Source organism: Curtobacterium sp. Leaf154, assembly GCF_001424595.1.
Classification (GTDB): Bacteria; Actinomycetota; Actinomycetes; order Actinomycetales; family Microbacteriaceae; genus Curtobacterium; species Curtobacterium poinsettiae.
This window is the reverse complement of record NZ_LMOS01000004.1, coordinates 131,710-144,739: the sequence shown is the minus strand read 5'-3', so window position 1 is coordinate 144,739 and position 13,030 is coordinate 131,710. Positions and strand designations below refer to the sequence as shown.

At 71.8% G+C, this 13,030-nt stretch carries 14 protein-coding genes; 3 read left to right on the top strand and 11 right to left on the bottom strand.

The window, feature by feature from the left end:
- Positions 1-80: 80 nt before the first annotated feature.
- From ASF75_RS07210 to mvk, 9 genes are all read right to left on the bottom strand, one after another.
- The gene (locus ASF75_RS07210; RefSeq protein WP_042539899.1) at positions 81-476 is read right to left on the bottom strand and encodes a hypothetical protein; all 396 of its coding nucleotides are present in this window, start codon (positions 474-476) and stop codon (positions 81-83) included.
- 8 nt (positions 477-484) lie between these two features.
- Positions 485-1,687, bottom strand: coding sequence for an alpha/beta hydrolase family protein (locus ASF75_RS07205; protein ID WP_056070090.1), 1,203 nt, complete (start codon positions 1,685-1,687; stop codon positions 485-487).
- A gap of 4 nt (positions 1,688-1,691) precedes the next feature.
- Positions 1,692-2,597 (bottom strand): hypothetical protein, encoded by a 906-nt coding sequence (locus ASF75_RS07200; RefSeq protein ID WP_042539900.1) that lies wholly within the window; start codon positions 2,595-2,597, stop codon positions 1,692-1,694.
- A complete protein-coding gene (locus ASF75_RS07195) occupies positions 2,597-3,064 on the bottom strand; it encodes a hypothetical protein (RefSeq protein ID WP_056070081.1) in 468 nt (155 codons plus the stop codon). Before ASF75_RS07195 ends, ASF75_RS07200 begins: the two co-directional genes overlap by 1 nt.
- A gap of 196 nt (positions 3,065-3,260) precedes the next feature.
- A complete protein-coding gene (locus tag ASF75_RS07190; RefSeq protein ID WP_056070078.1) occupies positions 3,261-4,424 on the bottom strand; it encodes a hydroxymethylglutaryl-CoA synthase in 1,164 nt (387 codons plus the stop codon).
- Entirely contained in the window at positions 4,421-5,485 is a 1,065-nt protein-coding gene (locus ASF75_RS07185; protein ID WP_017885427.1) for a hypothetical protein, read from the bottom strand. The genes ASF75_RS07190 and ASF75_RS07185 overlap by 4 nt, the downstream gene beginning before the upstream one ends.
- A complete protein-coding gene (locus tag ASF75_RS07180) occupies positions 5,478-6,560 on the bottom strand; it encodes a phosphomevalonate kinase (protein WP_042539904.1) in 1,083 nt (360 codons plus the stop codon). The genes ASF75_RS07185 and ASF75_RS07180 overlap by 8 nt, the downstream gene beginning before the upstream one ends.
- Positions 6,557-7,570: a diphosphomevalonate decarboxylase gene (gene mvaD / locus ASF75_RS07175; protein WP_042539906.1), complete on the bottom strand. Its 1,014-nt coding sequence runs from the start codon at positions 7,568-7,570 to the stop codon at positions 6,557-6,559. The genes ASF75_RS07180 and mvaD overlap by 4 nt, the downstream gene beginning before the upstream one ends.
- Positions 7,564-8,547 carry a mevalonate kinase gene (gene mvk, locus ASF75_RS07170; protein WP_056070075.1) on the bottom strand — a complete coding sequence of 328 codons (984 nt, stop codon included), beginning with the start codon at positions 8,545-8,547 and terminating at the stop codon, positions 7,564-7,566. The genes mvaD and mvk overlap by 7 nt, the downstream gene beginning before the upstream one ends.
- A gap of 104 nt (positions 8,548-8,651) precedes the next feature.
- On the opposite strand from mvk, the gene ASF75_RS07165 reads away from it, so the two are divergent.
- The 3 genes from ASF75_RS07165 to ASF75_RS07155 all read left to right on the top strand — a co-directional run bounded on the left by ASF75_RS07165 (position 8,652) and on the right by ASF75_RS07155 (position 10,653).
- Complete coding sequence (locus ASF75_RS07165; protein WP_200942679.1) at positions 8,652-9,128, top strand: MarR family winged helix-turn-helix transcriptional regulator; 477 nt, start codon at positions 8,652-8,654, stop codon at positions 9,126-9,128.
- Between the two features lie 100 nt (positions 9,129-9,228).
- Positions 9,229-9,651 (top strand): organic hydroperoxide resistance protein, encoded by a 423-nt coding sequence (locus tag ASF75_RS07160; RefSeq protein WP_017885422.1) that lies wholly within the window; start codon positions 9,229-9,231, stop codon positions 9,649-9,651.
- A gap of 27 nt (positions 9,652-9,678) precedes the next feature.
- Entirely contained in the window at positions 9,679-10,653 is a 975-nt protein-coding gene (locus ASF75_RS07155; protein ID WP_056070996.1) for a zinc-binding dehydrogenase, read from the top strand.
- 148 nt (positions 10,654-10,801) lie between these two features.
- Here the strand turns inward: ASF75_RS07155 and ASF75_RS07150 are convergent, their stop codons facing one another.
- Entirely contained in the window at positions 10,802-12,259 is a 1,458-nt protein-coding gene (locus ASF75_RS07150) for a sugar porter family MFS transporter (protein ID WP_017885420.1), read from the bottom strand.
- 155 nt (positions 12,260-12,414) lie between these two features.
- Positions 12,415-12,951, bottom strand: a complete 537-nt coding sequence (locus ASF75_RS07145; RefSeq protein ID WP_139179692.1) for a hypothetical protein — start codon at positions 12,949-12,951, stop codon at positions 12,415-12,417.
- Positions 12,952-13,030: the final 79 nt, after the last annotated feature.

Sequence of the window (13,030 nt, the reverse complement as noted above, 5' to 3'; positions counted from 1 at the left end):
TCCGGTGCGGGGGACGACTCTGTACCGCGGTACAGAAAGCGTACGGGTCGGACGGACTGACCGGAACCCGTTGACCCAGATCAGCGTGTTGTGGTACCGCTCGGAGTGCTCGAGGCGTCGTCCGCGTCCCCGGGTGCGACGGCACGTGACCACGCCGAGTCGTCGGCCGTGCTGGTGTCCGTCGGCTCCGGTGTCAGCACGAGCCCGGACCCCGACGTGGCCGATGCGTAGAGGTCCTCGAGCCAGCTGCGGTTGATCGACGGCACCCGGCTCCCCGTGAACTTGAAGTGCAGGCTGACGCTCGGATGCAACCAGATCGTGCTGCGACCGTTGCCGTGGATGACGTCGTCCTTCCACGAGAACGCGAAACGGTGGTCGCGCCGGAGCATGTTGACGATGACGATCTGCAGGTGTGTGAGCGCGCGGTCGTCGATCCGCAGGTCGAGCGGTTGCCCGCCGTAGATGAGCTGACCCATGGCTCCTTCTACTCCTGTGCCGCGGTGTGCGCGAGGTTCGACGCCCAGGTCGTGATCGTCCGGTCGAACCAGACGGCGTCGACGTTGCGCTCCCACGCGTGTTCGGCCGGTTCGCTGACCGCCAGCGTCACCGTGCCCGGGTGTGCCTCGGCGAACTCCTGGCTGGCCGAGAACGGCACCGTCGTGTCGCCGGCGGAGTGGATGAGCAGGGTCGGTGGCAACGCCCGGGGTGCGCGCAACCAGGAGAGGGCCCGGACGTCGACGGCTTCCCGCAGCCCGACCAGCCGGCAGATGACCGGGGTCGCCATCGCACCGAGGGCGGCCGAGACGACGATGCCGGGGAGACCAGCACGGCGGGCCTGTGACCGGACCGCCACCGACCAGTCCAGCGCGGGGGCGACGAGCACGATCCCGGCCAGGCGGTCGCGGTGCGCCGAGCGGGCGAGGAGCTCGTGCGTGATCGTCGCCCCCATCGACCAGCCGACCAGGACGAGCTGTTCGGCGCCGTTCGCGACGGCGTGGTCGAGCGCCGCTTCGACGTCCGCCCACTCGCGGGCACCGAGGTGCGAGGCCCGGCCTTCCCACGGGGCCTCGCCGTCGCCACGGAACGACGGGACGATCGACGTCCAGCCGAGCTCGAGCGCCGCGGGGACGGTCCGGAGCGCGGTGACCCGGGTCGTCCGGATCCCGTGGACGTGGACCGCCCAGGTCCGGGCGGCATCGCGGTCGGCAACGCCGTCGGCGGTGCCGTCCGTTCCCGCACGGCCGTCGGCCGCGCCGTCGGGGCCCGGCCGCACCACCCACGCCGGTGCCGGCCCCACCGGCGTCGGAAGCGACACCTCGGACCAGTCGACCTCCATCGCCGCCGGGTCCGGGTGCACGTGCCCACTCCACCGCACCCGCGACGACACCGCGCCGGTCGTCCGCACCACGGCCCGCCGCACCGACCCGGCGGCTTCGTCGATCTCGAGCACCGGCCCGACGGTGGTGTGGCCCGGGCCGTCGTGCCACAGGCCGTACTCCCCCGGGCGCACGGTGTCGTCGGTGATCGGCAGCCGGACGGAGTCGGCGTCGGACCCGAGCACGGGGGTCCAGCGGTCGCCCCCGGGCAGCACGATCCGTCCGACGACCTTCCGCACCACGAGCAGGACGAGCAGCGCCGCCACCGCCAGCACCACGAGCGCACCGAGCACCCACCACACGATCGTCACGCCGTCATCCTCCGAGGCTCCGGGTCAGGGTCCGTTCCGCCGCCCGCACCTGGGCGAGCTCGGCATCGTCAAGGGTCCGTCCCTGCACCTCGGCGTCGCGGATCGCGATGACCAGGTCGTAAGTCCGGGCCTGCGGGTCGCCCGGCCGCTCGACCGCGCGCACCTCGTGCCGGCGCACGATGCGGCGCAGGTGGCGGTGGTGCCCGCGGTGCCGCAGGTCACGCCCCCACCGCCGGAACGTCAACGAGGCCATCGCGACGACGATCAACACGATGCCCAGGTAGAACGGCGGGTCGAAGGCCAGACGCAGTCCGTCACGGACCCCGGCTGGGAACACCCCGAAGTGGTCCGCCGTCAGCGAGGCGACCTCGTCGACGCTCGCCAGGACCACCAGGGCCAGCCCGACGCGGAACACCACGAGCGCCACCGGGTTCTGCAGCACGCCACGCCGCAGGGTCGTCGCGGCGATCAGCCCCACGCTCACCATGTAGACGGTCGCGTAGAACCACATCGGCGTCTGTGCGATCCCGTGCACGATGAAGTCGAAGTCGGTACCGCCGCGCTCCTCGACCAGCAGGAACGGCACGGTGAACGCCACGACCACGACGAGCAGCGCCACCGGCTTCGCCAGCATCGGGCGTTCCGGCAGGTCGTCGGTGCTCGCCCGCAGCATCAGCCAGAACGCCACGGTCGCGCAGACGTTCTGCACCAGGTTGATCAGGTTCGAGCCGCCCAGTGCGCCGTCGAGCACGGTCTGCGGCACGACGCTGCCCAGGGTCAGGAGCCCGAGTGCGCCGACACCCGTGGCACCCCAGGCCGCCCGGCCGCGCGGGTTCCGCAGCACGTACGGCGTGCGGGCGAGGAAGATCAGCGCCGCGAACCAGAAGGCTGCGGCGTGCAGTGCTGCCATCAGCCGTAGGCCCGCTCGTCCGCGCCCGTGGCACCGGCGAGCAGGACGGTCGCGAGTTCGTACGCGAACCGCTCGGCGAAGTGCTCGTCGTCGTCCGAGATGCTCACGAGCCCCGAGTCGGCGTCGAGCGCACGACGGCACACGTGGCCCCCGGCGGCGAACTCGGCGACGGACGACGCGGTCGGCGTGCCGACGTCGCCGTGCACCAGGTGCCCGAGCTCGTGCAGCACGCAGTGCATGCGGTAGAGCGGCGACGCCCCGGCGGGCACGAGCACCAGGTTCTCGTGCTCGAACTGCGACACGAGCGCCGTGAGCGGCCCCCAGCTCGGACCGTCGACGTCGACGACGCGAGTGGGTTTGCCGACCATCGTGCCGACGCCGGTGACGACGTCGGACAGGTGCGGTGCGCGGGGCAGGGTGGCGACGAGGGCACGGACGGCGCCGGACGCGCCCAGCTGCTCCGCCATCGACCCTCCGATCTCCGCGGCAAGACTACCGGCACCTCGCCCTCGTGCACGAGACCGCCGGCGTGACCGGTGGACGGACTGGAGGCCCGTGGCGGCGCCGCCACGGGCCTCCAGTCCGGTCCGCGGAAGCGACAGGTGCCGGCACGTGCGCCGGGTCCGCGGGGCGGGAGCAGCCCGGCGACGCCGGCTACGCCGGCTACGCCTGCTGCGTCGTCGCCTCGTAGTGGCGCGCGCCACCGCGCACACCCGCGAACCGGAACGGCGCGGTCGTGACGCGCGGACGCTCGACGTCCTCGCTGGTGGCGGCGCCGGCTGCGTGCAGCTCGCGGTACGCGTCGACCGTCAGCGGGACGCGTGCGCCGAGCAGCGCGCGCACCCGACCGACCCGGCGGTGCTCGCGGTAGTCGGGCCGGACGACACCGGTGATGAGCTCGCCGACGCTGCCCGAGCCGTAGCTGAACAGGGCGATGCGCTCCCCCGCCAGGTGCTCGTCGAGGTCGAGCAGTGCGGCGAGCCCGATCCAGAGCGACGCCGTGTACGTGTTGCCGGTCTGCTTGTTGTACGTGAACCCGACGAACAGCTCCGACTCGTCGAACGGCACGCCCACGTGCTGCGTGAGCTTCCGGTGCGCCTTGAGCGCCATCTTCGTGAACGGCTGGTGGTGGACGAAGCGCACGATGTCCTCGTACGCCGGCCCGCCCTGCTCGGCGAGGTCGTCCCACGCGCCGACGAACGCGTCGACGTAGGCGCTGACGGACAGCCGTCCGTCGACCAGCGCGGTGGAGCGGTCGTTCGGCCGCCAGAAGTCGTCGACGTCGGCGGTGTAGACGCCGGCGGCCGGCTCGATCTCGATCAGGTCGGGGTCGGCGGACACCAGGATCGCGGCGGCACCGGCACCCTGGGTCGGCTCGGCGGCGGTGTCGACGTCGTAGCGCGCGACGTCGGCGGCGATGACGAGCACCCGCTCGTGCGGGGCGCGGGCGACGATGCCGAGCGCGAGCTGCACCGCGGCCATCCCGCCGTAGCAGGCCTGCTTCAGCTCGACCACGCGGACGGCCTTCGGCAACCCGAGCAGACCGTGCACGTAGACGCCGGCGGCCTTGGACTGGTCGACGCCGGACTCGGTGGCGAACAGCACCGTGCGGATGCCGTCGACGCCGTGCCGGTCGATGAGCTCCTTGGCGGCCGCGGCGCCCATCGTGACGATGTCCTCGTCGGGCGCGGGCACGCTGAAGGCGTCCTGCCCGATGCCGACGTGGTACTTCGCCGGGTCGACGCCGAGCCGCTCGGCCAGGTCGTCGAGCTCGAGCACGTGGTGCCCGGTCGCGATCGCGATGTCGTGGATGCCGACGCCGCTCATGCTGCACCGCCTGCGGGCTTCGTGCCACGGCGTTCCATGGCGACGTGGGCGGCCATCAGCTCGCCCGGGTTGGTCTGCGCGGCGAGGAGCGAGAGCTCCCCGCACAGCACCGTGGCGGCGCAGAGACCGGCGAGGCGGCGGGCGTTCGCCCCCGGCTCGCGGTCGTCGCGGCAGCCGAGGCGCACCAGGGCGTCCTCGACGACGGGCAGGTCGCCGCCCTTGCCGTTGCCGACCGTGCCGACGATCAGGTGCGGCAGCGAGGTCGCGAAGTACAGGTCGCCGTCGCGGTCCTCGGCGCTCGTGATGCCCTGCGAGCCCTCGACGATGTTGGCGGCGTCCTGGCCCGTGGCCAGGTAGAAGCCGAGCAGCATGTTGGCGTAGTGCGCGTTCGCCGAGCGGATGGCGCCGGCGATCGTCGACCCGATCAGGTTCTTCGCGATGTTGAGCTCGACGATGCGTGCGGTGCTCGACCGCAGGCGCTTCTCGACGACCTCGCCCGGGATCACGATCTCGGCGATGGTGTTGCGGCCGCGGCCGCGGATGCCGTTCACCGCGGTGGCCTTCTTGTCGGTGCAGAAGTTGCCCGACACCGACACGTACCGCAGGCCCGGCTGCCAGTCCAGGATCGCCGGCAGCAGCTTGTCCGCGGCCTGGGTGACCATGTTGTGGCCGGAGGCGTCGCCCGTGGTGAACGCGAAGCGCAGGAACAGCAGGTCCCCGACGATCTCCGGGTGCACCTCGATGAGCTTGGCGAACCGGCTCTGGCCGGCGACGATCGCGGCGAGCTCGTCCTGGCGCGCCAGGATCTGCCCGGCGGCGACGTGGGCGGCGGCGGCGCTGTCGGCACGGACCACGACGGATCGGGTCATCCGCTCGTCGACGACGGTCGCGACGATGCCGTCCTCGACCATGCGCGAGATGCGGGCACCGCGGCCGACGGACGGCCAGAGCGGCGACTCGTAGGTGGCAAGGGGGACCTCGTGCTCCCCCTGCACGGCGTTGCCGCTGACGCGGATCGGGCCGACCCACTTGGTGGGGATCGGTGTGAGCAGGTCACTCATCGAGGGCTCCTTCTGGTGCTCGCACCGCGACGCTGAGGTGTCTGATGTCGTGCGCCTCCCAGGCGCGGTGGATGCCGGCGGGGTCGGTGTCCGCCGGGACGAGCGCGATGCCGCAGTCGCCGCCGCCGGCACCGGACGGCTTCGCCGCCCCGCCAGCCGCCTCGACGACGTCGCACAGGGTCGCGAGCCGCTCGGTCTCGATCTGCGACCCGACCGAGTCACCGAGACGCTGCATGAGCACGCGTGCACGCTTGAGGGCATCGAGCGTGCGCTCGGCGTCGCCGGTCTGGAGGCCCGTGGTCAGGTCGTCGACACAGCTGCGGCTCTCGTCGAGGAACGCCTGGTACCCGCCGTTGCGGTGCCGACGCACCACGTCGACGAGCTTCGTGGTGGACGCGGGCGAGCCGGTCCAGCCGACGAGCAGCTGCAGGTTCTCGGGGGCGGGGAGCCGCTGGACGTCGAAGCCCTGCCACGCGTCCGCGTCGGCCAGGATCGCGGACACCGCGTGGTCCCCGAGCATGGCGGCGAGCCGCTCGCGGTCCGGGGCGCTGTAGCGCAGCCACCCGCCGAACGTGCTCGCGGCGAGGTCACCGCCCGAGGCCCGGGGGTTGACCCGGATCGTCGCGAGCAGGGCGACCTGGAAGCGCTGGCGCTGCGTCAGACCGATGCCGTAGAAGCGGTCGAGGGCACCGACGGTCGCGACGGTCACCGCGGCCGAGGACCCGAGTCCGAACTTCCGGCCGCTGGCGTCGTCGAGCTGGCTCTCGATGCGCAGGTCGTGGAACCGCGGGGCGATGCCGCGCTCGGCGCGGAGCTTCTCGACCAGGTCGATCGTGGCCATCACGTAGTCGTAGGGGTGGTGCTCACGGTCGAGCGCCAGGCCGTCCTCGGCACGGGTCCACGTGAGCGGCAGGTGCCCGTACTCCTCGGAGTGCACACTGCCCGCGCCGTGGCCCTCGCGCACCTTCGCCGTGATGGCGCGGTCGAGGGCGATCAGGACGGACGGCTGGCCCGGCTCGACGACGGCGTACTCGCCGGCGACGAACAGCTTGCCGTGTGCACGGAACTCGATCACTGCGCGGACTCCTTCTGGTCGGGATTGCTCCCGGTCTCTTCGGAGCGGAGCACCCGCGCGGCAGGTCCGGTGCCGGACTCGATGACGTCACCCAGCGACGCGAGCGCCCCGGCGACGGCCGACCGGTCCTGCGGCTTCGTGAGCACGACGACGTTCGGGCCGGCGTCGGCCGTGGCGTAGGCCTCGACCCCGCCGGCACGCAGCTCGGCGACGGCGTCGAACACGGCGACGCTGCGGGCGTTGAGGTAGCGGATCGGCGGGAACGCGCCCTCGATCGTGGCGTGCATCCGGAGCGCGTTGCTCTCGGTGATCTCGCCGATGCGGGTGAAGTCGCCGGCGGCACAGGCCGTGAGCATGTCACCGACGGTCTCGGTGGTCGAGGTGACCCAGGCGGGGTAGAAGGGCGACGTGGCGATGGTGCGACGCATGGCCTCGCGCGACCCGATCGGCTTCGGGCCGGCGTCGATCGTGACGACGACCATGGCCATCGGCGGAGCGGGGATCGGCTCGGCGAAGGAGCCCTGGTCGTCGCCGGCGTGCCAGACGGCGACACCGCCGGGGATCGAGCGCGTGGCCGAACCCGAACCACGACGGGCCAGACGCGACAGGTCGCGCGGCGACAGGTCGAGGCCGTACGCCGCGGCGGCCGCGGTGGCCAGCGCTGCGAAGCCGGAGGCGCTCGAGGCCAGCCCGGCACCGGTCGGCACGGTGTTCTCGGAGACGACTGACGCGCGGGCGTCGCTGCCGGCGAGCTCCCGCACCAGGTCGAGGAACTGCTGCACGCGCACCAGCGCCCCGTCGTCGACGACGTGACCGTTCAGCGTGAACGTGTCTCCCCGTGCGCCCAGCGCCTCCCGTCCGCCGTCCACCGTGACGGTGGTCGTCGTCGGGAACACGTCGAGCCCCATCGAGACGCTGCCCGTGGCGGGCAGCGCGAGCTGCGCGTCTGCCTTCCCCCAGTACTTGACGAGGGCGATGTTGGGGTGCGCGACGGCGGTGGCTGTCAGCAAGCGCGGGCTCCGATCGTGGTGGTCCAGGTGGCTGCGGCCCCTGCAGCGCGGAGTGCGGCCGCGATGCGGTCCGCGTGGTCGTCGTCCGCGGCGAGCGCGAGGACGCACCCGCCCCGCCCGCCGCCGGTGAGCTTCGCGCCGAGGGCGTCCGCAGCGCGTGCGGCGTCGACGAGCCGGTCCAGGTCGTCACTCGACACGTCGAGTGTGCTGAGCAGGTCGTGCGCGGCGTCCATGGTGACACCCAGAGCCTGGGCATCGCCGTCCTCGAGTGTCCCCCGTGCCCGCCGGGCGAGCGCGCCGATCCGGTCGATCACGGCGCCGACACCGGCCGGGTCCTGGTCGTGGCGTGCTCGGACCGCGGACACGGCTTCCCTGGTGTGCCCGGGGACGCCGGTGTCTGCGACGACGAAGGTGAACCGGGCGCCGAGCGCGACGGGTTCGATGTGCCCGGCCTCGAACCAGACCGGCGCGGACGCGACGACGCCCCGGGCGTCGAGGCCCGACGGACGCCCGTGGGCGACGCGCTCGCACTCCTGGATGAGTTCGTGGTGGGTCTCGACGTCGAGTGTCTCGCCCAGCGCGTCGGCGACGGCGGCGGTCACGGCCGCGGCGACCGCCGCGCTCGAGCCCATGCCGCGGGCGGTCGGGACCTCGCTGTCGACCCGGACGTGGAAGTGCCGGTCGGTGACCCCGAAGTGCCGCAGGGTCGCGGTGACCGCGGTGACGGTCGGCATCACGGCAGCGGGGGCCAGGTCGAGGGGGCCGGTGTGCACGGTGGACTGCAGGCTGTGACCGGGCTGCTCGGCGTCGGCGGCGACCGGGGTGACCGTCGCCACGACCCGCGCGTCGAGCACCGGCAGGACGAGAGCGGGTGCGCCGTACACCACGGCGTGCTCACCGATCAGGATCGTCTTGCCGTGGGACGACGCCGATCCGTTGCCGGGGGTCGTGGTGTTGTCGAGGTCGCAGCTGGTCATCGTGGGTCACGTCAGCCTAACCGCACGGGCCGTCGGCGTGTTCGTCAGCTGGGCATCCGCTGCATCGAGTTGTGCACAACTGGGTTGCGTGACAGTGTGGACACATGCCCGTGACCGACGAGATGGTGTGCTTCTCCCTCTACGCGGCGTCCCGCGCCACCACGCAGGCGTACCGCACGATGCTCGAACCCTGGGGCCTGACGTACCCGCAGTACCTGGTGCTCGTCACCCTGTGGGTCGAGGGCGACCAGACCGTCTCGAGCCTCGGGGAACACCTGCAGCTCGACTCCGGCACCCTCTCGCCGCTGCTCCGCCGCATGGAGCAGAGCGACCTGGTCCGTCGCGAGCGCCGCAGCACCGACGAGCGCGTCGTCACCGTCACCGTCGGTGAGCGCGGCCGCGAACTGCGGTCCGAGCTGAGCGGCATCCCCGCACGCATCGCTGCCGGGATGGGCCTGGCCGACGAACGTGCCGCTGCCGAGCTCATCGCGACGCTGCACCGGCTGACCGAGACGATGCACACGGCGGCCGATCCCGAGCGAGACGCCGCTGACGCCGACGGCGGCGCCGTTTCGCGCTGAGCGACACCTCACTGCCACGTGTGCCCGTGAACTGTCACTGAGCGCGAGAGCACGCCGCACACCCCGAACTGCACGATCCGCCCCACAAGGAAGGAACCCCATGGAAGCCCTCTACACCGCCGAGGCCCTGGCCACCGGCGAAGGCCGCAACGGCCACGTCGCCACGAGCGACGGCACGGTCGAGTTCGACCTCGCCATCCCGAAGGAGATGGGTGGCTCCGGCAACGGCGCGAACCCCGAGCAGCTCTTCGCAGCCGGCTACGCCGCCTGCTTCCACTCCGCACTGCAGGGCGTCGCCCGCAGCCAGAAGGTGAAGATCACCGACTCGTCCGTCGGCGGTCGCGTGCAGATCGGCCCGAACGGCAACGGTGGCTACCAGCTCGCCGTCATGCTCGAGGTCGTCATCCCCGGCCTGGAGCACGACCAGGCCCAGGCACTCGCCGACGCAGCCCACCAGGTCTGCCCCTACTCGAACGCGACCCGCGGCAACATCGACGTCACCATCGTCGTCTCGGAGGACTGACCCATGAGCACCACCACTCCCACCACCATGCGCGCCGTCGTCCACGAGACGTTCGCCGAGCCCGCCGACGTCCTCGAGGTGCAGGAGCGCCCCGTCCCGACGCCCGCCGCCGGCGAGGTCCTCGTCCGCACGGTCCTCTCCCCCATCCACAACCACGACCTGTGGACCGTCCGCGGCACCTACGGCTTCAAGCCGGAGCTGCCCGCCGCCTCGGGCACCGAGGCACTCGGCGTCGTCGAGGCGCTCGGCGAGGGCGTCACGAACCTGCAGGTCGGCCAGCGCGTCGCCGGTGGTGCCTTCGGCGTCTGGGCCGAGTACTACACCGCGAACGCCGCAGGCCTCGTGCCGGTGCCGGACGCGATGACCGACGAGGCCGCCGCGCAGCTCGTCTCGATGCCGTTCAGCGCCATCAGCCTGCTGCACTCGCTCGACCTGCACGAGGGCGACTGGATCATCCAGAACGCCGCCAACGGTGCGGTCGGTCGCATGGTCGCCCAGCTCGGTGCCGCACGCGGCATCAACGTCATCGGACTCGTCCGTCGCGCCGCCGGTGTCGACGAGCTCCGTGAGCAGGGCATCGAGCGCATCGTCGCCACCGACGCCGACGACTGGCAGGACCAGGTCGCCGCGATCACCGGCGGCGCCCCGATCATCGCCGGTGTCGAGTCCGTCGGTGGCAAGGCCGCCGGCGACATCGCCTCAGTGCTGGGCGAGAACGCCACCCTCGTCGTCTTCGGCGCGATGGCGTCGCCGACGCTCGAGATCCCGTCGGGCAAGGTCATCTTCGGCCAGCTCACCGTGAAGGGCTTCTGGGGTTCCGTCGTCAGCAAGACGATGCCCGCCGAGACGAAGGGCCAGCTCTTCGGTGAGCTCATCACCCGCGTGCTCGACGGCTCGCTGACGCTCCCCGTCGCCGACACCTTCGCCTTCGAGCAGGTCCGCGACGCCGTGCGCGCCAGCGACACCGCCGGCCGCGTCGGCAAGGTGCTCCTGCGCCCGTAACGCGACCACAGGACGGGAGGCCCGGTGCCAGCTGGCACCGGGCCTCCCGTCCGTCTGCGTGCTTCGTCGCACACCGAATGAGCAGAAGACGCCGGGTGCCCTGGGGCGACCCGACGTCTTCTGCGCACTCGGTGCAGCGTGGTGCGGCCTAGCGGCGCGACGCCTTCACGGGGACGGTGAAGATGTTGCCGGTGGTGACGCCCTCTTCGACCTCTTCCAGGGTGCGGCCGCGGCTCTCCGGCACGAACTTCCAGATGAAGAGCAGGGCGAGGAGCCCGACGATCCCGAAGCCGAAGAACGTCCCGGTGATGCCGGTCGCGGCGACGATGGTCGGGAAGTACAGCCCGAGGAACGCGTTCGCGATCCAGAGGCAGAACACCGAGATGCCCATGCCGAGCGCACGGATCTGGGTCGGGAAGATCTCGGACAGGACGACCCACACGGCGATGTTGAGGAAGGTCTGCATCGAGCCGACGAACGCGACGACCAGGAACAGGATCACCCACGGACGAGCGGGGTTGCCCTCGGGCAGTGCGACCGACGCGATGCCGATCAGGAAGTGGCAGGTCGTCGTCAGCGTGAACCCGAGGATCAGCGTCGTCCGGCGGTTGATCTTCTCCATGTTGTACAGGGCGATGACGCCACCGACCACGGCGATCACACCGGGTGCGATGTTCGCGATGAGGGCTGCCGATGCCTGGAACCCGGACTCGATGAGCACGGTCTGGCCGTAGTACATGATCGAGTTGATGCCGGTGAGCTGCTGCGCGACGCCGAGTCCGGCGCCGATGAGCACGATGCGGATGAGCCACTTGTTCCCGCGCAGCGTCTGCCACCCGCTGACGCGCTCGACCTTCGCCTCGATGTCGTTGCTCCGCTTGATGTCGTCGAGCTCGGCACGGGCACGGTCGGTGGTCCGCACCTGCTCGAGGACGGAGAGTGCTTCGTCGTAACGGTTCTTCGACGCGAGCCAGCGCGGCGACTCCGGCACCCGGAGCATGCCGACGAAGAGGGCGATCGCGGGGAGCGCGCAGACGGCCAGCATGACGCGCCACACCCCGTTGCCCTCACCCCACACGCTGCCGATGACCGCGTTGACCACGAACGCCGCGAGCTGGCCGATGACGATCATCAGCTCGTTGCGGCCGGACAGGGATCCGCGGATCTCGTACGGGGCGAGTTCGGCGAGGAAGACGGGCACCACAGTCGACGCGCCACCGACCGCGAGGCCGAGGAGCACACGACCGATGACGATGACCTCGAACGTCGGCGCGAACACGCAGATCAGCGTGCCGACGAAGAACGTGACGGCGAGCAGGATGATCGTCTTGCGGCGACCCCAGCCGTCGGCGATGCGGCCGCCGAGCATGGCACCGATCGCGGCGCCGAACAGCAGCGAGCTCGTGACGACACCCTCGGTGAAGTTGGTGAGGCCGAGCTCCGCCTTCATCGGGTTCAGGGCGCCGTTGATGACGCCGGTGTCGTACCCGAAGAGCAACCCGCCGAACGTGGCGACGAGGGCCAGCACGCCGAGACGTCGGCGGTGCGGCCCGGTCCCCAACGGGGGCAGTGCGACAGTCGGGGCTGTCGGTTTGATGTCGACCATTCGGTGACTCCTTCGTCGGTGATCGCGCGTCAGTGCGTGGACCGATCGTAACCCGATTCCATGTCCTGTCAATTGGACATTCTGTCGTCAGGTCGTTTGGATCGGTCCACAGAACACCTGATGAGGACGGGAGCGGTCCAATCTGCGATGCAGCGTCAGCGGTCGTCGTCGACGGGGCCGTCGCCGAGGACGTCCCCCAACGACGCCATGTCCGCACCGTGGTCGGTGTAGCGGCGGACGGTGCGTCGAGCGGCCGCACTGGCGGCGCCGGACAGGGCGGGGTTGCGCCGAGCGGCGTCGGCGACGCGGCCCGCGTGCCCCGCGGTCGAGAGCAGCACGTTCGCCAGCGCACGGGCGTCACCCCGCTCGGGGACCCCGGTCACGGTCCAGGCCGTGCGGACCTGCGCGTCCGGGGTGACGCCACGACGAGTGCCCATCCGGTGCCAGTCGGACAGCACGCCCTCGGTGCGTGAGGCCGCGCGGTCCGCCTCTCCCGCACGACGGCGGGCGGCGTCACGGGCGTCGGACTCGGTGTCCGTGCCCTCGACCGTGTCGTACCGGTCGGTGAGCCCGTCGGCCCGGCGCCGGACACTGTCGGCCCGTTCACGCGCCGCGGCGTCGTCACCACCCGCCGCTGCGATGCGGGCGGCGTGCGCGGCGGCAGCCGCGGCGAGGATCTCCGAACGCTCCATGCCCTCGACCGTAGCCGCTCCGACCGACACCGGCGGACCGTCCGTCGCGGTGGCGGGGCACCGCGACCAGCCGCGTTCC

Bases quoted from the DNA above. Each gene is read 5' to 3' on its own strand.
- ASF75_RS07210 (WP_042539899.1), bottom strand. From the start codon at position 476: ATGGGTCAGCTCATCTACGGCGGGCAACCGCTCGACCTGCGGATCGAC.
- ASF75_RS07200 (WP_042539900.1), bottom strand. From the start codon at position 2,597: ATGGCAGCACTGCACGCCGCAGCCTTCTGGTTCGCGGCGCTGATCTTC.
- ASF75_RS07195 (WP_056070081.1), bottom strand. From the start codon at position 3,064: ATGGCGGAGCAGCTGGGCGCGTCCGGCGCCGTCCGTGCCCTCGTCGCC.
- ASF75_RS07190 (WP_056070078.1), bottom strand. From the start codon at position 4,424: ATGAGCGGCGTCGGCATCCACGACATCGCGATCGCGACCGGGCACCAC.
- ASF75_RS07185 (WP_017885427.1), bottom strand. From the start codon at position 5,485: ATGAGTGACCTGCTCACACCGATCCCCACCAAGTGGGTCGGCCCGATC.
- mvk (WP_056070075.1), bottom strand. From the start codon at position 8,547: ATGACCAGCTGCGACCTCGACAACACCACGACCCCCGGCAACGGATCG.
- ASF75_RS07165 (WP_200942679.1), top strand. From the start codon at position 8,652: ATGCCCGTGACCGACGAGATGGTGTGCTTCTCCCTCTACGCGGCGTCC.
- ASF75_RS07160 (WP_017885422.1), top strand. From the start codon at position 9,229: ATGGAAGCCCTCTACACCGCCGAGGCCCTGGCCACCGGCGAAGGCCGC.
- ASF75_RS07155 (WP_056070996.1), top strand. From the start codon at position 9,679: ATGCGCGCCGTCGTCCACGAGACGTTCGCCGAGCCCGCCGACGTCCTC.
- ASF75_RS07150 (WP_017885420.1), bottom strand. From the start codon at position 12,259: ATGGTCGACATCAAACCGACAGCCCCGACTGTCGCACTGCCCCCGTTG.
- ASF75_RS07145 (WP_139179692.1), bottom strand. From the start codon at position 12,951: ATGGAGCGTTCGGAGATCCTCGCCGCGGCTGCCGCCGCGCACGCCGCC.